This is a genomic window from Anaerotalea alkaliphila, assembly GCF_010179735.1.
Taxonomy (GTDB): Bacteria; Bacillota; Clostridia; order Lachnospirales; family Vallitaleaceae; genus Anaerotalea; species Anaerotalea alkaliphila.
The window spans coordinates 137,972-162,124 of sequence record NZ_JAAEEH010000001.1 but is presented as its reverse complement, the minus strand read 5'-3'; the positions used below and the strand labels follow the sequence as shown (position 1 = coordinate 162,124).

Annotated in this window: 22 protein-coding genes; 2 read left to right on the top strand and 20 right to left on the bottom strand. The window is 58.1% G+C overall.

Features of this window, described 5'->3' with window-relative positions; genetic code table 11:
* Positions 1–54 precede the first annotated feature (54 nt).
* Genes pgsA through GXN74_RS00745 form a run of 5 tightly spaced genes read right to left on the bottom strand, consistent with a single transcriptional unit; the run spans position 55 to position 6,855 of the window.
* A complete protein-coding gene (gene pgsA / locus GXN74_RS00765; protein WP_162368999.1) occupies positions 55–588 on the bottom strand; it encodes a CDP-diacylglycerol--glycerol-3-phosphate 3-phosphatidyltransferase in 534 nt (177 codons plus the stop codon).
* Positions 572–1,918, bottom strand: a complete 1,347-nt coding sequence (rimO, locus tag GXN74_RS00760; protein WP_162368998.1) for a 30S ribosomal protein S12 methylthiotransferase RimO — start codon at positions 1,916–1,918, stop codon at positions 572–574. The genes pgsA and rimO overlap by 17 nt, the downstream gene beginning before the upstream one ends.
* Positions 1,915–2,757, bottom strand: a complete 843-nt coding sequence (gene folD, locus GXN74_RS00755) for a bifunctional methylenetetrahydrofolate dehydrogenase/methenyltetrahydrofolate cyclohydrolase FolD (protein ID WP_162368997.1) — start codon at positions 2,755–2,757, stop codon at positions 1,915–1,917. Before folD ends, rimO begins: the two co-directional genes overlap by 4 nt.
* 13 nt (positions 2,758–2,770) lie before the next feature.
* On the bottom strand, positions 2,771–4,441 hold the full coding sequence (locus GXN74_RS00750) for a formate--tetrahydrofolate ligase (RefSeq protein WP_162368996.1): 1,671 nt from the start codon (positions 4,439–4,441) through the stop codon (positions 2,771–2,773).
* Positions 4,438–6,855, bottom strand: coding sequence for an FtsK/SpoIIIE family DNA translocase (locus tag GXN74_RS00745; RefSeq protein WP_162368995.1), 2,418 nt, complete (start codon positions 6,853–6,855; stop codon positions 4,438–4,440). Before GXN74_RS00745 ends, GXN74_RS00750 begins: the two co-directional genes overlap by 4 nt.
* Positions 6,856–7,023: 168 nt before the next feature.
* Here GXN74_RS00745 and GXN74_RS00740 point away from each other — a divergent pair, with 168 nt between their 5' ends.
* The gene (locus tag GXN74_RS00740) at positions 7,024–7,677 is read left to right on the top strand and encodes a CBS and ACT domain-containing protein (RefSeq protein WP_162368994.1); all 654 of its coding nucleotides are present in this window, start codon (positions 7,024–7,026) and stop codon (positions 7,675–7,677) included.
* 74 nt (positions 7,678–7,751) lie between these two features.
* Here GXN74_RS00740 and GXN74_RS00735 read toward each other — a convergent pair whose 3' ends face one another.
* From GXN74_RS00735 to GXN74_RS00715, 5 genes are all read right to left on the bottom strand, one after another.
* Positions 7,752–8,453 (bottom strand): ABC transporter ATP-binding protein, encoded by a 702-nt coding sequence (locus tag GXN74_RS00735; RefSeq protein ID WP_162368993.1) that lies wholly within the window; start codon positions 8,451–8,453, stop codon positions 7,752–7,754.
* Between the two features lie 9 nt (positions 8,454–8,462).
* Complete coding sequence (locus GXN74_RS00730; protein WP_162368992.1) at positions 8,463–9,221, bottom strand: ABC transporter ATP-binding protein; 759 nt, start codon at positions 9,219–9,221, stop codon at positions 8,463–8,465.
* An 11-nt stretch (positions 9,222–9,232) separates the two neighbouring features.
* Complete coding sequence (locus GXN74_RS00725; protein ID WP_343032777.1) at positions 9,233–10,225, bottom strand: branched-chain amino acid ABC transporter permease; 993 nt, start codon at positions 10,223–10,225, stop codon at positions 9,233–9,235.
* Positions 10,226–11,104, bottom strand: a complete 879-nt coding sequence (locus tag GXN74_RS00720) for a branched-chain amino acid ABC transporter permease (RefSeq protein WP_162368991.1) — start codon at positions 11,102–11,104, stop codon at positions 10,226–10,228.
* Positions 11,105–11,207: 103 nt separating this feature from the next.
* Positions 11,208–12,383, bottom strand: a complete 1,176-nt coding sequence (locus GXN74_RS00715) for an ABC transporter substrate-binding protein (RefSeq protein WP_162368990.1) — start codon at positions 12,381–12,383, stop codon at positions 11,208–11,210.
* A gap of 197 nt (positions 12,384–12,580) precedes the next feature.
* Between GXN74_RS00715 and GXN74_RS00710 the strand changes: the two genes are divergently transcribed.
* Positions 12,581–14,326: an Rqc2 family fibronectin-binding protein gene (locus GXN74_RS00710; RefSeq protein WP_162368989.1), complete on the top strand. Its 1,746-nt coding sequence runs from the start codon at positions 12,581–12,583 to the stop codon at positions 14,324–14,326.
* Here GXN74_RS00710 and recN read toward each other — a convergent pair.
* The 10 genes from recN to xseA form a co-directional block, all read right to left on the bottom strand.
* Entirely contained in the window at positions 14,323–15,996 is a 1,674-nt protein-coding gene (gene recN, locus GXN74_RS00705) for a DNA repair protein RecN (RefSeq protein WP_162368988.1), read from the bottom strand. The two genes, GXN74_RS00710 and recN, sit on opposite strands and share 4 nt — an antisense overlap.
* 19 nt (positions 15,997–16,015) lie before the next feature.
* Positions 16,016–16,468 carry an arginine repressor gene (gene argR, locus GXN74_RS00700; RefSeq protein WP_162368987.1) on the bottom strand — a complete coding sequence of 151 codons (453 nt, stop codon included), beginning with the start codon at positions 16,466–16,468 and terminating at the stop codon, positions 16,016–16,018.
* 20 nt (positions 16,469–16,488) lie between these two features.
* Entirely contained in the window at positions 16,489–17,394 is a 906-nt protein-coding gene (locus GXN74_RS00695) for an NAD(+)/NADH kinase (RefSeq protein WP_162368986.1), read from the bottom strand.
* Between the two features lie 13 nt (positions 17,395–17,407).
* Positions 17,408–18,235 (bottom strand): TlyA family RNA methyltransferase, encoded by an 828-nt coding sequence (locus GXN74_RS00690; protein ID WP_162368985.1) that lies wholly within the window; start codon positions 18,233–18,235, stop codon positions 17,408–17,410.
* A complete protein-coding gene (gene dxs, locus GXN74_RS00685) occupies positions 18,225–20,123 on the bottom strand; it encodes a 1-deoxy-D-xylulose-5-phosphate synthase (protein ID WP_212505660.1) in 1,899 nt (632 codons plus the stop codon). The genes GXN74_RS00690 and dxs overlap by 11 nt, the downstream gene beginning before the upstream one ends.
* A 16-nt stretch (positions 20,124–20,139) precedes the next feature.
* Positions 20,140–20,736: a hypothetical protein gene (locus GXN74_RS00680; RefSeq protein ID WP_162368984.1), complete on the bottom strand. Its 597-nt coding sequence runs from the start codon at positions 20,734–20,736 to the stop codon at positions 20,140–20,142.
* A gap of 609 nt (positions 20,737–21,345) precedes the next feature.
* Positions 21,346–21,798 (bottom strand): divergent PAP2 family protein, encoded by a 453-nt coding sequence (locus tag GXN74_RS00675; protein ID WP_162368983.1) that lies wholly within the window; start codon positions 21,796–21,798, stop codon positions 21,346–21,348.
* 18 nt (positions 21,799–21,816) lie between these two features.
* Entirely contained in the window at positions 21,817–22,695 is an 879-nt protein-coding gene (locus tag GXN74_RS00670; protein ID WP_162368982.1) for a polyprenyl synthetase family protein, read from the bottom strand.
* A 10-nt stretch (positions 22,696–22,705) separates the two neighbouring features.
* Positions 22,706–22,927, bottom strand: coding sequence for an exodeoxyribonuclease VII small subunit (gene xseB, locus GXN74_RS00665; protein WP_162368981.1), 222 nt, complete (start codon positions 22,925–22,927; stop codon positions 22,706–22,708).
* Entirely contained in the window at positions 22,920–24,152 is a 1,233-nt protein-coding gene (gene xseA, locus GXN74_RS00660) for an exodeoxyribonuclease VII large subunit (protein ID WP_162368980.1), read from the bottom strand. Before xseA ends, xseB begins: the two co-directional genes overlap by 8 nt.
* Position 24,153 lies beyond the last annotated feature (1 nt).

The following is a 24,153-nucleotide window of genomic DNA, read 5'->3' as shown; positions in this document are numbered from 1 at the left end:
CCTCCTTGTATAGGAAAAGCCGCAGGAGTTTGTTCCTGCAGCTTCCCGCCACGCTCATGCATGGAATATTTTGATGTTCTTCCAAATGTATTCAACCAGCGACCACAGGGTCATCACCGTCGCAAACGCCACCAAAAGGATGCCGATCCAGTAGAAGGCGCTTCCCTCCAATCCCAGCAGCAGGTACAGGATCATGACCATGGTGGAGGCCGTCTTGACCTTTCCGCTGTTGCTGGCGGCGATGACCTGCCCGTTCGTGGCTGCCACCAGCCGGAATCCGCTGATGACGAATTCGCGGCTGATGATGAGGATGACCACCCAGGCAGGCAGCATTCCGGCCTCCACAAAATAGACCAGGGCCGCGGCCACCAGCAGTTTGTCCGCCAAAGGGTCCATGAATTTTCCGAAGTCCGTAACCAGGTTCCTGGACCGGGCCAGGTATCCGTCCAGCCAATCCGTCAGGCTGGCCAGGGCGAACACCACGAATGCGGCGTAGTTGCCCCAGGGTTTTTCCACCACATAAAGCACCAGCAAGAAGAAGGGGATCATGAACACCCTTAAAATCGTCAGTTTATTCGCTATATTCATCTTCCACCAACTCTCCCATCAGGTCATACTCGTTGGCGGCGGTGATCCGCACCCGCACATGCTGTCCCGAAAGCAATTCAAAGGGGGCGGGGAAGAAGACCAGCCCATCCACCTGGGGGGCGTCCCTGTAGGAACGGCCAACGTACGCCTCGTTTTCCGGCATGTATCCTTCCACCGCCACTTCCAGGACCTGGCCCACCATCCCACCGTTGTTCTCCAGGGAAATCTCCTGCAGGAGTGCCAGAAGCTCCTCCTGCCGGCGGACCTTCTCCTCCTCGGGAACATGCCCTTCCATCCTGTCCGCGGGGGTGTCCTCCTCCCTGGAATAGGTGAATACGCCCACCCGGTCCAGCCGCATCCGCTCCACAAAGGCATACAGGTTCCCATAGGCCTCTTCCGTCTCGCCGGGAAAACCGACGATGAAGGTGGTCCGGATGCAGATGCCTGGAACCTCCCGGCGGAGGGTTTCCACCAGCCTCTCCAGCTCTTCCCGGCTGCTTTTGCGTCCCATGGATTTCAGGATTCCGTTGTCCGCATGCTGCATGGGCATGTCCAGATAGGGAAGCACCTTGGGTTCCCTCTTCATCGCCTGGATGAGGCCTTCGGTCACGTCTTCCGGATATACGTACAGCAGCCGGATCCATTGGACCTCCTCCACAGCCGCCAGCTTCTCCAGGAGTTCCGGCAACTTCCTGGATCCGTAGAGGTCCAGTCCGTATTTTCCCACGTCCTGGGCCACCAGGATGATTTCGCTCTTCCCTTTTGCCGCCAGGAGCCGGGCCTCTTCCACAAGGCTCTCCATGTCACGGCTTCTGAAACGGCCCCGCAGCTTGGGGATGATGCAGTAGGTGCAGAAGTTGTCGCAACCTTCCGCAATCTTCAGGTACCCATGGCTTCCTGCGGTTTCTGTCACCCTGCGCACATGGGGGGCCGGGCTGTGGTCTATGCTCCGGAAGGATTTGAATCGGTTCCCCGCCAAAATGCTTTCCACCGCCGGCAGGATCTCGTCGTAATTGGAGGCACCCAGGATCCCGTCCACTTCCGGCATCTCCACCAGCAGCTCTTCCTTGTATCTTTCCGAAAGGCAACCGGTGACGACCAGGCCCTTGCAGGTCCCTGCCTCCTTGTTGGCCGCCATCTCCAGGATGGTTTCGATGCTCTCCTGTTTGGCGTCATGGATGAAGCTGCAGGTGTTCACCACAATCACGTCTGCTTCCTGCTCCTCGTTGGTCACTCCATAGCCGGCATCCTGCAGCATGTCCAGCATGACTTCCGAGTCCACCAGGTTCTTGTCGCATCCCAAGGACACCAAATAGATTTTCCCCTTCACTTGGACGCCGCCTCCACGCAGTTTTTCATCAGCATTGCAATGGTCATGGGGCCCACGCCTCCCGGTACCGGTGTGATATGGCCGGCCACCTCCAGGCACTCGACGTAGTCCACGTCCCCGCAGAGTTTACCGTCGGCCAGCCGGTTGATGCCCACATCAATGACCACGGCTCCGGGTTTCACATGGGACCCTTTGATGAAGTTGGGGATTCCAACGGCTGCCACCAGCACATCCGCCTGCCTGCATTCTCCGGGAAGGTCCTCCGTCCTGGAATGGCAGATGGTGACAGTGGCGTGTTCCCTGAGCAACAGCATGGCCACCGGTTTCCCCACGATGTTGCTTCTGCCCACAATCACGCATTTCTTCCCCTTCAGCTGGATGCCCGTGCGTTTCAACAGCTCCAGGATGCCCGCAGGCGTGCAGCTGACGAAGCCCGGCCTTCCGATGCTGAGGTTCCCCACGTTCATGGGATGGAAACCGTCCACATCCTTTTCAGGCCGGATGGCCATCAGGACCTTGTCCTCGTCGATCTGCACCGGAAGGGGCAGCTGGACCAGGATCCCGTGGACGTCCTGGCGGCTGTTCAGTTCCTCCACCAGTTCCAGCAGGGAGGCCTCCGTGGTGTCCGCCGGAAGTTCATAGGACAGGGACCGGATGCCCACATGGGCGCAGGCCGCCTTCTTGTTCTTCACGTATACTGCGGAAGCCGGATCCCCTCCCACCAGCACCACCGCCAGGGTGGGGACCGTCCCATTGGCCTTCAACCGCTCCACTTCCACCCGCAGCTCCTCTTTGATGTCCCGGGCTATTGCTTTTCCGTCTATGATTTTCGCCTGCATGAATTCTCCTTTGCTAAAACAATCCTGTTATTCTTCCATCTTCGTCAATGTCGATCTGTTCGGCTGCGGGCAACTTGGGAAGCCCGGGCATGGTCATGACGTCCCCCGTGATGCACACGATGAATTCAGCCCCTGCGGAGATGTTCACCTCCCGTACGGTGACGTCGAATCCTTTCGGCCTTCCCAGCAATTTCGGGTTGTCCGAAAAGGAATACTGGGTCTTGGCGATGCAAACCGGGAGTCCTCCCAGCCCCATGGCCTCGATCCTGCGGATGCTCTTCTCGGCATGCGGGGTGTAGAGGACCTTTGCCGCGCCGTAGATATCCGTGGCGATTTTCTCCACCTTCGCCTTCACCGGATCCTTTTCGTCATACAGGACCTGGAACCCGCTTTCCTTGACCTCCAATGTCTCCAGGAGCTTGTGGGCCAGTTCCACACCGCCTTCCCCACCTTTCTCCCACACCTGGGATATGGCGAACTCCGCATCCATGGCGAGGCAGCGTTCCTTGATGAAGGCCACCTCGTCTTTGTGGTCCGTGACGAAATGGTTCAACGCCACCACCACCGGCACCTTGAAGTGCTGCAGGTTTTCGATGTGCTTCTCCAGGTTGGCGAATCCTTTTTTCACCGCCTCCAGTGCAGGGGCGCCCAAATCCGCCTTCGCCACGCCTCCGTTGTATTTCAATGCGCGCACGGTGGCCACCAGCACCACCGCATCCGGCTTCAGCTTTCCTTTCCGGCACTTGATGTCGAAGAATTTTTCCGCACCCAGGTCGGCGCCAAAACCCGCCTCCGTAATCACGTAATCCGCCAGCTTCAGGGCGTGGCGTGTGGCAAGGATGCTGTTGCAGCCGTGGGCGATGTTGGCGAAAGGCCCTCCATGCATGATGCAGGGGGTGTTCTCCAGCGTCTGGACCAGGTTCGGCTTCACCGCATCCTTCAAAAGGGCCGCCATAGCTCCGGATGCCTTCAGCTCCCTTGCGGTCACCGGCTCCCCTCCATAGGTGTAGGCCACGATGATCTGCCCCAACCGTTTCTTCAGGTCCTGGAGGTCCTGGGCCAGGCACAGGATGGCCATGACCTCCGAAGCCACGGAAATCATGTATCCGTCTTCCCTTGGGACCCCTTGGGCATGGCCCCCCAGTCCCACCACCACATGGCGCAGGGCCCTGTCGTTCAGGTCGACGACCCGCTTGAACACGACCTGGCGGGGATCGATCTGGAGGCTGTTCCCCTGGTGGATATGGTTGTCCAGAAGGGATGCCAACAGGTTGTGGGCGGTGGTGACCGCATGGATGTCACCGGTGAAATGGAGGTTGATGTCTTCCATGGGAACCACCTGCGCATGGCCGCCTCCCGCGGCTCCTCCCTTGACCCCCATGCAGGGGCCCAGGGAAGGTTCCCGTAGGGCGATGACGGCCTTTTTGCCCAGGAATCCCATGGCCTGGCCCAAACCTACCGTGGTCGTTGTCTTGCCCTCTCCCGCCGGAGTCGGATTGATCGCCGTCACCAGCACCAGCTTGCCGTCCTTCCTGTCCTTCACCTTTTCCCACAAGGTATCCGAAAGTTTGGCCTTGTATTTTCCGTACAGCTCCAGGTCCTCCTCGTGGATCCCCAGCGCGTTCGCCACTTCCCTGATGGGGCGCATTTTTGCTGCCATTGCTATTTCAATGTCGCTCTTCATGGTCTGACCTCCTGATTTTCCGATGATGGTTGTTCCTGGGGAGGGCGGTCGGTCGTCTCCGTTTCCCCCTCCCGGTCGGCTCCCTCTTGCAGGGAGCGCTTCTTTTCCAGATAGGACGCCCTGTCCAGCAACAGCCTTCTGGGTTTGCTGCCTTCATCCGGGCCGATGAAACCCGCATCGTGCAGCTGGTCCACAATCCGCGCGGCGCGGTTGTAGCCCACCCTGAATTTCCGTTGGATCATGGATGCGGAAGCCTTCTCCTGCTCCATGCACAGCTCCAGTGCCTCGTCGAACAGGGTGTCCTGGTCCGACGGCTGCTCCGATGCCTCTTCAGCGCCGCGGTTCAAATGCTGGATCAGCTTCTCGTTGTATGCCGATTGCTGGGATTCCTTGTAGTAATCCACGATGGCCGAAACTTCCTGGTCCGATACGAACGCCCCCTGGACCCGAACCGGTTTCGGGTATCCCGAAGGATAGAAGAGCATGTCCCCTTTACCCAGGAGCTTTTCCGCACCGTTCATGTCCAGGATGGTCCGGCTGTCCACGCCGGAGGATACGGAAAACGCGATCCGGGAAGGCACGTTCGCCTTGATCAGACCAGTGATCACATCCACGGAAGGCCTTTGGGTAGCAATGATCAGGTGGATTCCGGCGGCCCTGGCCTTTTGCGCCAGACGGATGATGGCCTCCTCCACTTCGTTGGAGGCTACCATCATCAGGTCCGCAAGCTCATCCACGATGACCACGATCTGGGGCAGCGGTTTCGTTTCCCCTTCCGCAGCCAGCGCGCCGTTGTATCCCTGGAGGTCCCGGACGTTCTTCTCCGCAAAAAGCTGGTAGCGTTCGTCCATTTCCTGGACTGCCCAGCGCAGCGCCCCCGCCGCCTTCTTGGGATCCGTGACCACCGGGATCAGCAGGTGGGGAATCCCATTGTAAACGCTCAGTTCCACAACTTTGGGGTCGATCATGAGGAACTTGACTTCCTTCGGGTCCGACTTGTACAGGATGCTGGCGATGAGGGTGTTGATGCAGACGCTTTTTCCGGAACCGGTGGCGCCCGCCACCAGCAGGTGGGGCATCTTGCCGATGTCCGCCACCATGGTCTTGCCGCTGATGTCCTTGCCTACGGCGAAGGCCAGCTTGCCCGGAAAGCGGCGGAACTCCTCGGTGTCCAGGACTTCCCGGAGGAAAACGGAATGGACTTCCTTGTTCGGCACTTCGATGCCGATGGCGGATTTCCCCGGGATGGGCGCCTCGATCCGGATGCCCGCAGCCGCCAGGTTCAAAGCCAGGTCGTCGGACAGGTTCACGATTTTGCTCACTTTCACGCCTATGTCCGGCTGCAGCTCATAGCGGGTGACCGCAGGGCCGCTGCTCACATCCACCACCTTGGCCCGGACCCCGAAACTTTCCAGGGTCCGTTCCAGGATGTTCCTGTTCTGTTCGATCCCCTTCTTGTCCGCCCCCCGGCCTCCAAAGGGGTTTTCCTTCAGCAGGGACAGGGGAGGGGGGGAGAAATCCCGTTCCTCCATGGAACGCTCCATGGCCGCCTCCAGGTCCTTCTCCACCAGGATTTCCTGTCGGGAGGCGCCCTTTGCCGCAGCCTTCTCCTGCACGACCACATCGGGAACCGCCTCTTGGACGGGAGCGGGTGGAACGTCCGCAGGCGGGGAAACGGACGGAGGCAGGGCGTCCGGAACGGGTTCCGCCGCCGCCCGCATTTCCTCCAAGGCCGTGGCGGCTCGCTCCGCCTTTGCTTTTTCCCTCTGCGCCCTCCACAGGTCGAACCATGTCCACAGCGCATCCTTCACCTTTTCCAGGAGGCGCAGGAAGGATTTTTCCGTCAGCACGACCACGTTCAGGGCGGCCAGGAAAAAGAGGACGATGTAGCTGCCCAGCTTGCCCAGCAGGAGCACGAACACATCTCCCAGCAACCCTCCCACGAACCCCCCCGCCACATGGAAGCGGGAAGATGTCTTGTAGTAGTGGACCAATACGGCGAAAAAGGCCTGGCTCTCTCCGAACCTGCCGCTGATTTGGGGTGTTTTGATCAGCCAGACATGGGCTGCGGTGGAAGCCAGGACCACAAGGAAGAAGCCCAAGATGATTTTCACGTTCAACTCCACATTTCCCTTGTTGAAAATCTTGAAAAAAGCTCCGATGAACAGCAGCAGGGGCAATCCGTAGGCTCCTGCCCCCAGCAGGCCGAAGGCCAGGGAACGGAGACCGCTTCCGATGAATCCTCCCGCATTCCCGTAGATGCTGACGATCAGAATCAGCGAAGACGCAAAAAAGAACATGACGACGGCTTCGTAAAGCAACATGTTCTCTTTCAAGGGCTTTTTCGAGGATGCCGTCCGTCGTCTGCGTGTGTTGCTTCGATTGCTTTTTTTGTCGGCACTTCTGCGCGGCATGGGCACGCCTCCTTTCCATTGACTTCATTAAATATACCATAGGACAAATGAGATTACAATAATATTTCCGGAACCCCTCCCTTCCCATGGAAGCAGTTGAATCAAGACCCCAAACATGCTAAAATGGGAGCATACCATAAGATTCAGGACTAGAATGGGGGTATCCACATGTATGTGAAGAACAAGATGATAACGGACGTGATTACCGTTTTTCCCGAGGCATCCATTTCCCTGGCTTTCCAGACCATGCACGAAAAGGGGGTCAAGCAGCTTCCGGTGGTCAAGAACGGCAAGCTGGTGGGGCTGGTGACGGAGACCTTGCTGGCGGAGTTCTCCCCCTCCAAGGCCACTTCCCTCAGCATCTACGAGTTGAACTACATCCTTGCCAAGACAAAGGTGGCGTCCATCATGGCCACCGATGTTCCTGTCTGCCACCCGGACATGCTCATTGAAACCGTGGTCTCCATCATGCGGGAACAGGACGTGAACATGCTTCCTGTGGTGAATGAGAACAACACCCTGGTAGGGGTCATTTCCAGGAACGACATGCTGGACGCCTTCCTGGAGATCATCGGCGCCAAGGACACCGGGGCCCGGATCGCCATCGAAGCCCCCAACCGAACGGGAACCCTAGCCGACATCGCCACCATCATCACGGAGTATGGGGCCAACATCACCCATATCACCATCTTCACTTCCCCCGACGGAACGGAAAGCGAGCTGATCCTCCGTATGAACACGGGGCAGGTGGACGGGATCATCCAGGCCCTGGAGAAGAAAGGGTACCGGGTCTTGCGCGTGGACCAGAGCGCGGGTGCCTGACACACCAAGAGAAAAGGCTGCAGACGAAGATACGACTTCGCTTGCAGCCTTTTCTCTTTTCCATCCCCTTGGAATCATCCCAAATAGGCGTGCTTGACACGTTCATCGTCCAGCAAGGTCTTGGCGTCCCCTTCCATGAGGACCTTTCCCGTCTCCAGCACATAAGCCCTGTGGGCGATGGCCAGGGCCTTGTGGGCATTCTGCTCCACCAGGAGCACCGTGGTTCCCATCTCGTTGATTTCTTGGATAATCTTGAATATTTCGTCCACCAGGATCGGCGCCAGACCCATGGAAGGCTCGTCCATCAGGAGGAGTTTGGGCTTGGACATCAGCGCCCGGGCGATGGCCAGCATCTGCTGCTCCCCGCCACTCATGGTTCCGGCCAGCTGCTTGCTCCTCTCCCGAAGGCGTGGAAATTTCCCGTACATCCGCTCCAGGTCCGCCTCCACAGCCGCCTTGTCCTTCCGCAGATAGGCGCCCATCATCAGGTTCTCGTGGACGCTCATCCTAGCGAACACACGCCGTCCCTCCGGCACCTGCGCCAGACCCAGGCCTACGATCTTTTCCGCAGGCGTCTTCATCAGGTCATGGCCGTCCAGGCGGATGGACCCCGCTTTGGGGGACAACAGCCCGGAAACCGCATGCAGCGTGGTGGTCTTCCCCGCTCCGTTCGCTCCGATCAAGGTCACGATTTCTTTCTCCCTGACCTCAAAGCTGATGTCCTTGAGGGCATGGATCGCTCCGTAATACACGTGCAAACCTTCTACTTTTAACATACGCCCTCCTTAACTGCCCAAATAGGCCTCGATGACTTTTTTGTTTGTCTTGATTTCCTCCGGTTTGCCCTTGGCGATGATCATCCCGTAATCGATGACCACCAGCCGCTCGCAAATCCCCATGACCAGGCTCATGTCATGCTCGATCAGAAGGATGGCCACCTTGAACTTGTCGCGGATGAAATGGATGGTGTTCATCAGTTCCCTGGTTTCCTGGGGGTTCATGCCCGCCGCAGGTTCGTCCAGGAAAAGCATCTGGGGGCTTGTGGCCAAGGCCCGGCAGATTTCCAGCTTCCGCTGCTTTCCGTAGGGCATGTTGGCCGCAATGGTGTCCGCGTCCTCCTCCATATTGAAGAGGCCGAGAAGCTCCCGGGCCTTCCTGTCGATTTCCGCCTCTTCCCTCCAGAAGGCGGGAAGCCGGAGAACCGCTTCCACCGTGCTGTACCGCATGTCCTTGTGGAAGGCGGTCTTGATGTTGTCCAGCACCGTCAGGTTCTTGAAAAGACGGATGTTCTGGAAGGTCCTGGCCACACCCTCGTTCACGATCTGGTAGGGTTTTTTGCCGTTGGCCAGCCTTCCGGAGATCCGGATCTCCCCTTCCGTGGGCTTGTAGACACCGGTCAACATGTTGAAAATCGTCGTTTTGCCGGCGCCGTTGGGGCCGATGAGCCCCACCAGCTCCCCCGGTTCCAGTTGGATGCTGAAGTTCCCCACAGCCCGGAGGCCACCAAAGGTGATGCCGATTTCTTTTACGTCCAATAAAGGCATGCAGCCACCTCCTATCGTTTCGATTTGGGGAAGGATTTCCCGACCAGCGTTTTCACCCTGTCCAGCAAGCCGTTCAGGGAAAACTCCCTGGTTCCCAGCAGCCCGTCCGGCTTGAAGATCATCATGGTGATGAGCAGCAGGGCGTAGATCACCAGCCGGAAGTTCTCCACGGAATACAGGAATTCGTTGGCGAAGGAGAGCAACAGGGCCGCCAGGATGGTTCCTGTGATGCTTCCCATCCCTCCCAGGACCACGATGATGAAGAACTCCACGGAGAGCATGAACGTGAACTTGCGCGGATCCAGGATGCTCTGGTAGAACGCGAACAGGGATCCGCCCACCCCAGCCAGGAATGCGGAAACGGCGAAGCCATAGACCTTGTAGAAGGTGGTGGGGATTCCCACGGATTCCGCGGCGATCTCATCTTCCTTGATGGAGTGGATGGCCCTGCCGTGCCTGGATCGGACGAACAGGAACAGAAAGGTGATGGTCAGCACCACCGCCACATACAGGATGTTGAAGTTGACCAGCTTGGGGATCCTCCGCAGTCCGGCCGCACCTCCCGTGAACGGCAGGTTGAGCAGCGCGATCCGGATGATTTCCCCGAAGCCAAGGGTCACGATCCCAAGATAGTCCCCCCGCAGGCGAAGGGCGGGGATTCCGATGAGGATGCCGAAAAGCCCTGCGACCGCACCGCCGATGGCCATGCCTCCCACCAGTGTGGGAAGGTCGGGCATTTCCGTGTTCAGGGCGAACAGGGCCGCGGCATAGGCGCCGATGGCCATGAATCCCGCATGTCCCAGGACAAGCTGGCCCAAATAGCCGGTTGCAAGGTTCAGGCTGGCCGCCATGATGATGTTGATGCCAGTGAAGATCAGGATGCCGGTCATGTAATTGTTGACCACACCCATGCCCATGAGGAGAAGGATGAGCAGGAAGACCGCCACCACACCGGCAAGATTGACTGCATATTTTTGAATGACCTTCTTATGCAATGGCTCCACCTACACTTTCTCTTTGGTATTTTTCCCCAGGATGCCTGAAGGCTTGAAAACAAGCACCAGGATCAGGATGCTGAATACGATGGCGTCCGCCCAGGTCGTGGAAAGGTACCCCTTCGTGAAACTCTCCACCCCGCCGATGACGAACCCTCCCAACATGGCCCCGGGAATGACGCCGATGCCTCCCAGTACCGCGGCAACGAAGGCTTTCAGACCAGGCATCATCCCCATATAAGGTTCCACCTGGTAGTAGCTGATGCTGTAAAGGATTCCGCCCACGGCACCCAGGGCCGAACCGATGGCGAAGGTGATGGAAATGGTCCTGTCCACGTTGATGCCCATGAGCTTGGCCGCCTTGCTGTCTTCCGAAACCCCGCGCATGGCTTTGCCCGTCTTGGTGAAGCGGATGATCAGTTCCAGTCCCACCATGCAGGCGCCGGACAGCAGGATGGTGATGATGGTCAGCGGAGGGATCCGCAGGTCCCCCAGCAGAATGGGCTGGACATTGAAGACCGCAGGCATCTTCCTGGGGTTTGCTCCGAACAACAGCCGGAAGGTGTTCTGCAGGAACATGCTGACCCCCAAGGCTGTGATCAGGGCGGAAATCCGTGGAGCATTCCGCAGGGGCTTGTAGGCCACCTTGTCGATGGCCATCCCCAGAAGGGCGCTCAGGACCATGGCCGCCAGCAACGCCAACCCGAAGGGAAGGTTGAATGCGGTAAGGGCGAAGAACCCCACATAAGCCCCCACCATCAGAATGTCCCCGTGTGCGAAGTTGATCAGCTTGACGATCCCGTACACCATGGTGTAGCCTAAGGCAATCAGGGCATAGATGCTTCCCACATGCAGACCGTTGATCATTTGTTGAATGAATTGCGTCATATGACACCTCCCGATGGTATCTTTGCACCAAACTTGCTTGACCTCAAAACAAAATAACAAGGGGATGCCTTGCACAGCCCCTTGTTATCATTCAATGAAGCGATTATTCGGACAGTTTTGTTTCCAGGACCATGTCTCCGTCTTGAATCTTGATGATGGAAATGTCCTTGATCGGATTTCCCAGTTCGTCGAAAGTTATATGTCCCGTCACACCGTTCAAATCCGTGGTCCTGATGGCCTCAAGGACCGCTTCCTTGTCCGTGGATCCTGCGTTCCTGAATGCATCCATGAGGATCAGCGCCCCGTCATAGCCGAGGGCTGCCAGGGCATTGGGGGTCTCGTTGTAGGTGTCCGTGTAGTTCTTGATGAAATTCTGGACCACAGGATCCGTGTCTTTGGTGGAATAGTGGTTCGTGAAGAATCCGCCTTCCGCCACATCGATGTAGTCCACCTGCACGCCATCCCATCCGTCGCTTCCCAGGAACTGGGCATCCAGGCCGATTTCCTTGGCTTGGCTGAGGATGTTGCCTACTGCGTTGTAGTAGTCGCCGATGTAAACCACATCCGGATTCTTGGCCTTGATGTTGGTCAGGATCGCCTTGAAGTCCGTGTCGCTGTCGGTGTAGTTCTCTTCGGCGAGGACGGAACCGCCCTTCTCCTCAAAGGAAACCTTGAAGTTCTTGCCCAATCCTACGGAATAGTCGCTGCCCACGTTGACCATGACCACCGCGGTCTTGGCAGAGATGTTCTCCGACGCGAACTTGCCCATGATCTGTCCCTGGTAAGGGTCGATATAGCAGGCCCGGAACACGTAAGGATAGTCGGGCGTGATGTCTTCATTGGTTCCGGTCGGCGTAATCATGGGGATTCCCGCCTCGTCCGCCAGAGGGGCCACCGCAAGGGAGGTTCCGCTGATGACCGGGCCCAAGAGGGCGTCGATCTTGTCGTTCTCGATCAACCGGTTGAACAGGTTCACGCTCTTTGTGGCGTCGCCTTCGTTGTCATAGATGACCAGCTCCACCGTCATTCCGTTGATACCACCGGCATCGTTGGCTTCCTTCACCGCCAACTTGGCCGCATTTTCCACTGCCATCCCGTACTGGGCCAAATCGCCCGTCTTGGGGGTCAGAACACCGATCTTGATTGTTCCTCCTTGGCTTCCGCCTGTTTCGGATCCTGCAGATCCGCCCTCGGCCGGCTGCTCCGTCTTTCCGCATCCTGTCAGTACCAGTGATGCAGCCATGACGAGCGCCAACACCAGAGTCGTTGTTTTTTTCATGGTCGTTCACCCTCCGTCTCTTTTCCAGTTTTTTTTGAGTTTAACGCGTTGTCTAAACATAGTTGGAATTATACACTTTTTCATAATTAAAATCAAGCAAAAATCTCTTTCCCCTGCCAGGCCGGCCTTGTCCGGCGGTTCCCAGTTGTGTTATACTTGCACGGGAATGTTCCCGGACGACCATAAGGAGGATTGACATGGCACTGGATGGAATTGTGCTTTCATGCATACGTAAAGAATTGGAAGATTTGTTGGCCGGCGGAAAGATCGACCGGATCACCCAGCCGGAGAAGGATGAGGTGGTGCTCGCCATCCGGAAAGGAAGGGACCAGTACCGGCTGCTCCTCAGCGCCCAAGCCAGCATGCCGCGGCTGCACCTGACGGAGGAAACCAGGAAGAACCCCATCGACGCCCCCACCTTCTGCATGCTGTTGCGGAAGCATATCGGCAGCGGCAAGATCCTGGGTTTCCGCCAGCCGGGCCTGGAGCGGATTCTGGAGATGGAGATCGAGCACACGGACGAGCTGGGGGACTTGGGTGTGAAGACCCTTGTCATGGAAGTCATGGGGCGCCACAGCAACCTGATACTCAAGGACGGGGACGGAAGGGTCCTGGACAGCGCAAAGCGGATCAGCCACCTGGTCAGTTCCGTGAGGCAGGTCTATCCGGGCGTCCCCTACCAGTATCCTCCCAGCCACGGAAAAACGGACCCCACCCTGCCCCTGTCCGCGGGCGACTTCCGCAGCCGGCTGGAGGAGGCGGGCTCTCTGGGCAAAGGCCTTTTGGGAGCCTTCAACGGGTTCAGCCCTTCCCTGTCCACTTCCCTCTGCCTGGAAGCGGGTCTTTCTCCCCAGACCCCCCCTGCCGGACTGGAAGCGGACCAATGGCAGGAACTCCATGACCGGTTTTCAAAAGCCATGGAACTGGTCCGTTCCTCCAGCTTCCAGCCTGCAATCCATCTGGATGCCCAGGGGAATTACCTGGATTTCCACGTGCTGCCCCTCCAGGGGACCTGTTCCTCGGAGACCCAGCCCTTCGAAAGCCCTTCCAGGATGCTGGAAACCTTCTATGACATCCAGGGGAAACGCAGCCGCATCCTCCAGAAGTCCGCGGATTTGCGGAAACTGGTGCAGAACAATCTGGACCGTTGCGGAAAGAAGCTGGAGCTGCAGCAGCGGCAGCTGGAGGACACCAGGGATCTGGACAGGCACAAGATCCAGGGGGAACTGATCACAAGCAACGCCTACGCCATCCCTGCCGGAAGCGAATCCGTGGAAGTCTACGACTACTATCAGGACACCATGACCACCCTGCGTCTGGACCCCCGGCTGACCCCCATCGAGAACGCACAGAAGGCTTTCGCCAAATACAACAAGAAGAAGCGCACGGCCCTGGCCTTGGACACCCTCCTCCAGGAGACCAGGACGGAACTGGACCATCTGGAAAGCATCAAGTATGCCCTTGATTTTTCGGAAACGGAGGAAGACCTGCGGGAGATCCGGAACGAGCTTGTGGAATCCGGCTACCTGAAGAGGAGGCATTCCAAGCGGAAACAGCAGGGACCGAAGGCGCAGCCCCTGCACTTCCTTTCCAGCGACGGCTTCCATCTGTATGTGGGGAAAAACAACCTGCAGAACGAAGCCCTGTCCATGAAGTTCGCCAACGGCGGGGACTGGTGGTTCCATGCCAAGGGCCTCCCCGGTTCCCATGTCATCCTCAAGAGCAACGGGCAGGAAGTCCCCGACAGGGCATTTGAGGAAGCGGCGGCGCTGGCGGCCCATTACAGCAAGGCCGAGGCTTCCGCCAAAGTGGCTGTGGACTACACGCTGAAGAAGAACCTGAAAAAACCGGCAGGTTCCCCTCCCGGTTTCGTCATCTACCATACCAACTATTCCATGGTGATCGAGCCCTCCGTCTCCGCCCTCCGGCGCCTGCAGGACTAGGGCCGACGCCGCTTGGTACGCCCCTTCATTTCCCGTGCGTTTTCCAGCACGGCCGGGGTGATTTCGGGGCCGCTGAGCATCCGTCCGACTTCCAGGACCTCCTCCTCGGCATCCAGGAGGCGCATCCGGGTGGTTGTTTTCCCTTGGGACGACTCCTTTTCAATCACATAATGGGCATCCGCGAAAGCCGCGATCTGGGGAAGATGGGTGATGCAAAGAATCTGACGGGCCTTGGACAGGCCCTTCATTTTTTCGCCCACCTTTTGGGCCGTCATGCCGCTGATGCCGATGTCTATTTCATCGAAAACCAGCGTCTCGATCTCGTCGCAGACAGCCAGAATGGACTTCAAGGCCAGCATGATCCTGGAGACCTCTCCCCCGGAAGCCACCTTCACCAGCGGCTTCGGGTCTTCCCCCTGGTTCAGGGAGACCATGAACTCCACATCGTCCACTCCCAGGCGTCCCAGCTCCGGGCGCTTCCTGATCGCCACCTGGAACTGTGCATGCTTGAAATTCAGGGACGAAAGCGCCTCCCCGATTTCCGCGGCAAGCCGCTTGGCGCCTTGCCTGCGCAAGGCTGAAAGCTCCTCCCCAATCGACCTGCACCTTCCTTCAGCCGCCTTGATCGCCTTCCTGGTGGCCATCAGGTTCTCCTCGAAATGCAGGAGCTTTTCATACGCCGCCTTCTTTTCCTCCAGGTTCTCCAGGATCTGTTCCAGGGTGTTCCCATACTTGGTCTTCATCAGGTTGACCAGGTCGATCCGGGTCTCCAGGGCATGCAGCTCCTGCTCGTCCACTTCCACTCCGTCCAGATAGTGGTGGAGCTCCCTGCCGAAGTCCGTCAGAAGCCCGTCTATTTCTCCCAGGGAACGAGCCAGGTTCTCCACCTCCGGTGCATAGCCCCGGACCTGCTCCAGCTGTTTCATGGCTTGGACCAAGTTCTCCTGGCAAAGGCTTCCATCCAGAAGCAGCCGGCTGGCCTGGGACAGGCTTTCCCTGATCTTCTGGACATGGCCCACAAACCTGTGGCGTTCCTCCAGGCGTTTGTCCTCTCCAGGCGTCAATGCCGCTTCTTCCAGTTCGCTGATCTCGAACGCCAGGAAGGAAATTTCCCGCTTCCTCTTCTCGTCGTCCAGCATCTCCAGGTCGACTGATTTTTGCAGTTTCTGCAGTTCCCTGTAGGCCTCCTCCATTGCCGCAAGCGGTCCCGCCCCTTCCGCCCCCAGGAACCTGTCCAGCAACCGGATATGGTTGCCCTTGTCCAGAAGGCTTTGGTGCTCCTGCTGGCTGTGGATGTCGACGATCTGTTCCGCGATCCTTCTGACAGGCTTTTGGCTGAGCATTTCTCCGTTCACCCGGAAGACACTCCTTCCATTCCTGTGCATCTTCCGGGTGACCACCAGTTCCCCGTCGAATGGGATTTCCAGACTTTCCAACAGCTGGGAGAGGGCCTGGGACCTGGTCTTGAAGACCAATTCCAGCAGAGCCTCCTCCCCGTAGCTTCCGATGGATTCCTTGCTCGCCTTACCGCCCAGCACGGCGTCCATGGATCCGATGATGATGGATTTCCCTGCCCCGGTTTCCCCTGTCATGATGTTCAGTCCCGGAGCGAAATCCACTTCCATTTCTTCGATCAGGGCAATGTTCTTTACGTGGAGATAGGTTAGCATTTTTCCCCCCTATAGGTCCTTATTCCTGGATGATCCTGTGCAACCGCTCCATCAACGGGATGGCGTCCTTTTCCGTACGCACCGCGCAAAAGATCGTGTCGTCCCCGGCGATGCATCCCACCACTTCATAGAAGTCCAGGGAATCGATCGCCGCCGCCACCGCCATGGCCATGCCCGTCAGCGTCTTGAGCACGATCATGTTCCCCGCCCTGTCCATGCTCAGATACCCGTCCCGCAGGATCCGGATGTATTTTTCGTTGATGCCCTGGTCCTGGTGTGGCATGACGGCATATTTCTGACGGCCGCTGGCCAGGTTGACCTTGGTCAGCTTCAGGTCCCGGATGTCCCTGGAAATGGTGGCTTGGGTCACGTCATAGCCGGCGGCGGTCAGGAGTGCCGCCAACTCCTCCTGCGTTTCCACTTCCTGCTCGTTCACCAGCTGCAATATCTTCGTCTGCCTTTCAATCTTCATGTTCCACATCCCTGCCTGTCTCAGATCTTTTCATATGCGTTTTCCAACTTCTTCCTTAGGATGGTGTAGAAGTCCTTGTTGCTGAACTTGACCAGGCTCGTCTTCTGGGGCGCCTGGCTGATGATGATCTCATCGCCGCCATACAGGTCCTGGACCATCTGACCGTCGATGGTGATGATCATGGACTCCTTCTGTTTCCACTCCGGGGGAAGCTCCCCCTGGTCCCTGCGGGATTTGAAGGTGATGCGGATCACATCCGAACCTGGGAGGACGATGCTCCGCGCCGTAAGGGAATGGGGGCAGATGGGTGTGATTGCGACCACGTCGCTCTGGGGCGCAAGGATGGGCCCTCCCGCCGACAGGTTGTAAGCGGTGGAACCTGTGGGGGTGGAGATGATGATCCCGTCCGCATAATAATGGTTCACGAACACGTTGTTCACGTACACATTGAAGCCGATCATCCGGGAGATGGCCCCCCGGCTGATGACCACATCGTTCAAGGCCAGTCCGAAGCAGCAGGACTCCTTTTCACGGAGGATGTCCGCCTTCACCATCATCCTGTTCTCCAGGGTATATTCTCCCCGGACAATTTTCTCCAGGGCGCTCTCCAACTCCTTCATTTCCACTTCCGCAAGGAATCCCAGATTGCCGAGATTTACCCCCAGGATGGGAACATGGACATTGGCCAGCCTCCTGGCGGCCTGGATGATGGTTCCGTCGCCCCCGAGGGAGATGACGCAGTCCGCCTGCTCCATGGCTTCCCTTTTTGTCCTCAGGTGCCGGTCGATCCAGTCCCCCTGGCCGTTCTTGTCCGTATCCTGGAAGATCACTTCCTTGTCATGGCACTCCAGCCATTGGGTGATCCGTTTGGCGGTATGGTACGCCTTGTCCTTGGTGTGGTTCGGTATGATCCAAAATTTCCGCATGATTTCCGCCCTTCTAGGCGAGGTCCGTCTGTGCCGCTTCCACCACTTTCCGCACCAAGCCTTCCATTTCCTGGACGGCCTCCCCGTCTCCAGAGGTGCCGCCTTCCATCTCCAAAAAAAGGAGGTATTCTATGTTCCCCTCCGGTCCCTTGATGGGGGAATGGTCCAAGGCCCTGACGGAAAAACCCAGGCCTCTGGCGAAACCCGCCACCTTGAGGATGACTTCCCTGTGGACGGCAAAATCCCGTACAACGCCTTTTTTCCCCACATTCTCCCTTCCGGCCTCGAACTGCGGTTTGATCAGACAGACCACGCCCCCGCCGGGGGCAAGCAGCTTCTGGACCGGATCCAAGACCTTCACAAGGGAAATGAAGGATACATCGATGGAGGCGAAATCGATGGGGTCGGGGACCTGCTCCCGGGTGACATAACGGATGTTCGTCTTCTCCATGCAGACCACTCTGGGATCCTGGCGCAATTTCCAGGCGAACTGTCCATACCCCACATCCACGGAATAGACCTTCGCCGCCCCGTTCTGCAGCATGCAGTCGGTGAATCCCCCCGTGGACGCTCCCACATCCATGCAGGTCTTCCCCTCCAGTCCGATGCCGAAGCGCCGGATGGCCTTCTCCAGCTTCAATCCGCCCCTGCTCACATAGGGATTGGGATTCTGGCGCACCTGGACATCCGCCGCGATGTCCACCCTTGTGCCGGCCTTGTCCTCCTTCTGGCCGTTCACATACACATTTCCGCTCATGACCAATGTCTTCGCCTTTTCCCTGGATTCCACCAGACCCTTGGCGACGAGCAACATGTCCAGCCTTTCCTTTTCAACCGCCATGGGCATCCACCTTCCATTTCTTCTGCAAGTCTTCCCAGATGCTGTCCGGATCCAGGTCCAGCAGTTGCAACAGGCTCTTCCTGTCCCCATGCTCCACAAAACGGTCCTGGATGCCGTAGATTGCGATCCTGCACGTTTTCTCGAATCCGCCTTCGTTGAGCCGGCGAAGGATTTCGCTGCCCAACCCTCCGATGACCTGGTTTTCCTCCAGGACCACCATGGTATGGTGGTTTCGGCACAGGCTCTCCAGCAATTCCATATCCAACGGCTTGATGAAGCGTGCGTTCACCAGGGTAGGCCGGATGCCTGTCCGGACCAGACGGCGCTGCAGCTCCAGGGCGGTTTCCATCATGCTGCCTACGAAAACAAGAGCGACCCCTTCCCCTTTGGCCAGGACTTCCATCCTCCCGTAAACGATGGGCGCGACCTCCTCCCGGAAGGGAGCCGTGCCGCGGGGATAGCGGATGGCCACCGGACCTTTGGGCCTGGCCGTTCCCGAGAGGGCGAACGCCAGTGCCGCCTCCAGCTCCCTGCCGTCGGCGGGTGCCATCACCGTCATGTTCGGCATCTGGTTCAGGAAGGAAACATCGAAAACCCCCTGGTGGGTCTCCCCATCCTCGCCCACAAGTCCCGCCCTGTCGACGGCCAGGACCACGGGCAGCTCCTGGATGCAGACGTCATGGACCAGCTGGTCGTAGGCCCTCTGCAAAAAGGTGGAATAGACGGCAAACACGGGCTTGTACCCTTCGCAGGCCAGCCCCGCCGCAAATGCCACCCCGTGCTGCTCCGCAATCCCCACATCGAAAAACCTTTCGGGAAACGCATGGGCAAAAGGTTCCAGTCCTGTTCCGTCGGTCATGGCCGCGGTGATGGCCACCACCTTCCCGTCTTCCCGGGCCAATTCCGTCAGGCAGCGGCCGAAGACCTCGGAATATCCCTGTCCCCCCTGGGGGCTGGCCGGCACCTGTCCGCTCTGGGGCTCGAAGGGTTTGGTTCCATGGTATTTCATGGGGTCCGCTTCCGCATGCCTGTAGCCTTTGCCCTTTACCGTCTTCACATGGACGAGCACCGGCCCGGCCACCGATTCGGCCTGCTCCAGCACCGTATGCAGCTGTTCCATGTCATGCCCGTCCACCGGTCCCAGGTAGGTGAACCCCAGTTCTTCAAAAAACATCCCCGGCACCAGCACCTGCTTCAGGCCGTTCTTCATGCTTACGGCCAGGTCGTGCACCTTCTCCCCCACCCAAGGGATCCGTTTCAAGGCCTTTTCCACATCCGCCTTGATTACCCTGTAGACGGAGCCGGTCCGTATGGAGTCCAGGTACAGGGCCATGCCCCCCACATTTTTCGAGATGCTCATCTGGTTGTCGTTGAGCACGACGATCAGGTCCGTCTTCATCTGTCCCGCATTGTTCATGGCTTCATAGGCCATGCCCCCCGTCAAGGCACCGTCTCCGATGACGGCCACCACATGGCTGCCGTCCCCCCGGAGGTCCCTGGCTTTGGCCATGCCCAATGCCACCGATATGGAAGTGGAGCTGTGCCCCGTCTGGAAGTGGTCATGGGGACTTTCCGAAGGCTTGGGGAAGCCCGACAGGCCATGGAACTGGCGGATCGTTCCCATCCGGTCCTTTCGGCCGGTGAGGATCTTGTGGGCGTAGCACTGGTGCCCCACATCCCAGATGATCTTGTCCGCGGGAGAGGTGAACACCCCATGGAGGGCGATGGTCAATTCGACCACCCCCAGATTGGAGCTCAAGTGTCCGCCGGTCTTGCTGACATGGGAAACCAGGTAACGCCTGATTTCCTTTGCCAAAAGCTGTTGTTCGCGCCTTCCCAGTTTTTTCACATCTTCCGGTCCGGCGATCCTATCCAAAATTTCCTGCATTGTCCAACCATCCTTCTCAAAACGACCTTCCGGTCAACTTCTTTCCATAATGCATGACCTGTCCCATCTTGTACACCAGGGAATTGGAGTTGCGCATGGCGATTTCCTTCCCGAGCCCCTTCCCTCCCACTGTCATCGCAGCGATGAGGGATGTCAGCAGGATTCCCGGAACGATGCTGTTCCGGTTCCCTTCCAGATGGAGCTTCAGCACAATGGCCGCTGAAGCCGATCCGGATATTATGCCCGCGATGTCCCCGATCACATCATTGAAGAAATTCGCCACGACACCCGCATTCCGAATCAACAGGATGCTTTCCCTGGCTCCGGGAATCCGGGAGGCCGCCATGGAATGGAACGGTGTCTCGTCGGCCGCGGTGACGCTGATGCCCAGCAAATCAAAAAAAACGCCCGCGCCGATGATCGCCAGCAGAATGGCTACGGCTCCAGCCAGACTGACGATTTCCATGAATACGATGGAAAAGTACCCTAGGATGGCGGAAATGGTGAAGCTGACCAATGTGATCGTACGGATCCATTTCTGGTTGATTGGTTTATGTTTGTAAAGGCTTCTGAATTTGACATGGTGTTTCTTCGTCGTATGTCCCTTGCCCATTTTTCTCCTCATTGATTGCTGAAGACCATTTTCCAGGTAAATTTTGCGGTTTATGGTTCGGCAGGTTTTCCCGGACACCTGCGGCATTGTCGCCAATTCCGCGGTTCCCCTTTAAAAGTGTCCATGCCCTGTTGCCAAAAGCATAGCCGAATCGCCTTGAAGCCACACTGTAATCCCTGGAGAATGTCCGTCGAACAGTCTAGGGGTTTTCCCCGACACGATTTCCTATTTCTAGCCTCTTTTGCAGAAGCGCCTTTCAAGCCACGATAACGGGAGGCCTTTGGCCAAAGGCCTCCCATCTTGATGGCTATTCCCGACACCTCCGCGCAAGGCAGGCTACACTGTCCACAGCTTTCGCCGCATGACAGGTTTAATCCGACCCCGTAAAGCGGAATCTTACCGCTCCACAGGCGCCGGTCTCCACGACAAAAGGGTCAACGCCCGCATGCCATTGCGGATCGCCCTCAAGTCTTAACTCCCAGCATAAACCCGCAACTGGGCGTCGCAAGCCTACACCAGGAACTTCATCGATATGCCCTTCAACGGATTTTTAGGCCCGTCTTCAAAATAGGAAACAATGACTAGAATACTGCATCTTCAGCCTCTTTTTTAATGGCGTCCCACGTGCAGATAGGCGATCAGAATCCCCAAAACGGCTCCCCCGACCACCTCAAAATACGTGTGTCCCAGCAATTCCTTCAGATTCTCATCGAATTTGAACCTGTGTTCCCCCAGTTCCTTCACGATCCGGTTGATGACCCTTGCTTGCTTGCCTGCAGCCATCCGCACACCGGCAGCATCGTACATGATGATGCCCGACAGGACCATCCCGAGCCCGAAGAACGTGGATCCGTAACCTTCCAGCAAACCTGCGGTAAAGGTCGAAGCCACCACCGAAGCTGTATGGGAACTGGGCATCCCCCCGGACCCCATGACCCGCTCCAGGTCGAATCGCTTGTATCGGAAAACGCTTGTCGCCACCTTGATTCCCTGGGACAGGAACCATGCGATGATGGCGGACAGGAAGACCGGGTTTTGGATGATGGTGATAAATTCTTTCATTCTTTCTCCTAGCACTCTTTATTTTTTTCGGTTTTCCATCTCTTGGACCAGGGCCCAAAGGCTTCCATCCGCTCCGAAACGCAAATCCGTCAACAACTGGTAGACTTCCTTGAAACAGGCCGCCACAGCGGCTTCCGCCGCCTCTTCCCCGTGGACGGACACGTAGGTCAGCTTGCTGTTCCTTTCGTCGCTGTTCGTCTTGCCCAACTCCACGGGGCTGGCCACAAGGTCCAGGAGGTCGTCCTGGATCTGGAATGCCATCCCCATGGAGGCCCCCATCTTCCTCAGCTTCTGCAACACCGACTCCGGTTGTCGGGCCAGGATGCCGCCCATTACGAAGGCCGCTTCCAGGATGCTCCCCGTCTTGTGGGCGTGGATGTAGGCCAGCACCTCCTCCCCGCTTCCGGATTCCAGCTCCTGGGACTCCATGTCGGCGGACTGCCCTCCCACCATGCCATGGCTGCCGGCGGCGGCGGCCAATGCCCTTGCCGCCTCCAAGCCCGCCTTCTTGTCTTCCATGTGGAGGCAGGCTTGGAGCATGACTTCATATGCCCTGTTCAATAGGGCGTCGCCCGCAAGAATGGCGGTTGCCTCCCCATACCGCACATGGCAGGTGGGCAGCCCCCTGCGGAGGACGTCGTCGTCCATTGCCGGCAGGTCGTCATGTACCAGGGAATAGGTGTGGATCATCTCGATGGCTGCCATGAAAGGCCACATTAGCGGCGGCTCCAGTCCGTACTGGGCGCAGACCGCCTCCAGGATCCGCGGGCGCAGCCTTTTGCCTCCCGCCAGATAGCTGTAGGCCATGGCCTCCAGAACCTTTGCATTGTAGGGTTCTTCCCGCACAGGCAGATAGGATGCAAGAATCCCTTCCAGTTCTTTTTCTTCTACACGCATACCAAACCTTCTATTCTTCCTCCCGGACCACTTCCAGGTTCCTTTGCACTTGTTCCAAGGAGAGGGTGCATTGCTTGACCGCCTGGACCCCCTCGGTGTACAGCGCCACCGTTTCTTCCAGAGACGCTTTACCCTCATCCAAAGCCGCGATGATTTCCTCGATGCGGCCTGCCAGCTCCTCAAAGCTCTTGGCTTGTTCGGGCTGTTCTTCCGTTTTCTTCGCTCTAGGCATCCTTGTCCCCTCTTTCCGGTAAGTTCCTGTTCACCTCTTCCACCCGCATCTTCAGCCAACCGTCCTGCAGATGGGCCCTTACTTCCTGACCGGTCCGGATCTGACCGGTCCCCTGGATCCTGCGTCCCGAACCGTCGGTCAGAAACGCGAAACCATTCCCCATGCGACGCATGGGGGACATCCCTTCCAGCTGCTCCCGCAGCAGCGCCAGCCTCTGGGCCTTCATTTCGAAGGCCCTCCGGACCGCCGCTTCCAGGCGGATTTCCATGTCCATGGACCTTTGCAGGCGCTGCTCCAGGACCTTCCGGGGATTGTGCCGTTCCAGGCCGCTTTCCAGCATCCCCAGCCGGTTGTGCTCCATAGTCAGCTTCCGGGCTGCCGCCTGGTCCAGCCGGTAGCGGTATTCACCCATCCGCCGCTGGAAATCCCCCCAGGGATACACCAGGACCTCGGCTGCCGCACTGGGTGTGGGCGCCCGGAAATCCGCAACGAAGTCCGCGATGGTGAAATCCGTCTCATGCCCCACCGCGGAGACGATGGGTTTGGAAGCATGATGGATGGCCATGGCCACCGTCTCCTCGTTGAACGGCCACAGGTCCTCCAGGGAACCTCCCCCTCGGCCGACGATGACCGCTTCCACATCCCTCCTGGAATCGAAATAGCGGATTCCGCGGACGATCTGCTCCGCCGCCTGGGCGCCTTGGACCGCAGCCGGATACAGCACAAGCCGCACATAGGGGTTGCGCCGCCGGGCAACCTGCTGGATGTCCTGGATGACGGCGCCGGTTTCAGAAGTCACGATTCCTATTGTTTTGGGGAAAAGGGGCAACGCCTTCTTGTGCTCTTGGGCGAAGCACCCTCTTGCCTCCAGGTCCTTTTTCAGCTGTTCATACCGCTGGTACAGCCGTCCGATTCCGGCTTCGACCACATCCCGGACATACAGCTGGTACTGTCCGCTCTTCTCGTAGACCGTGACCGCCCCCTTCGCCACCACCTTCATGCCGTCGGCCAAAGGAAATCCCAAACGCTCCCCGTAACTGCGGAAAAGGACGCAAGACAGCTGGGCGCCCTGGTCCTTCAAGGTGAAATAACTGTGGCCCGAACTGTGCCTCTTGTAGTTGGAGATTTCCCCGCTCACCCAAAGGTTCGACAAAAGGGCATCCCTTTCAAAAAGGGACCGGATGTATCCGCTGGCCTCTGTGACCGTCAAGATTCCCTGTTCCATG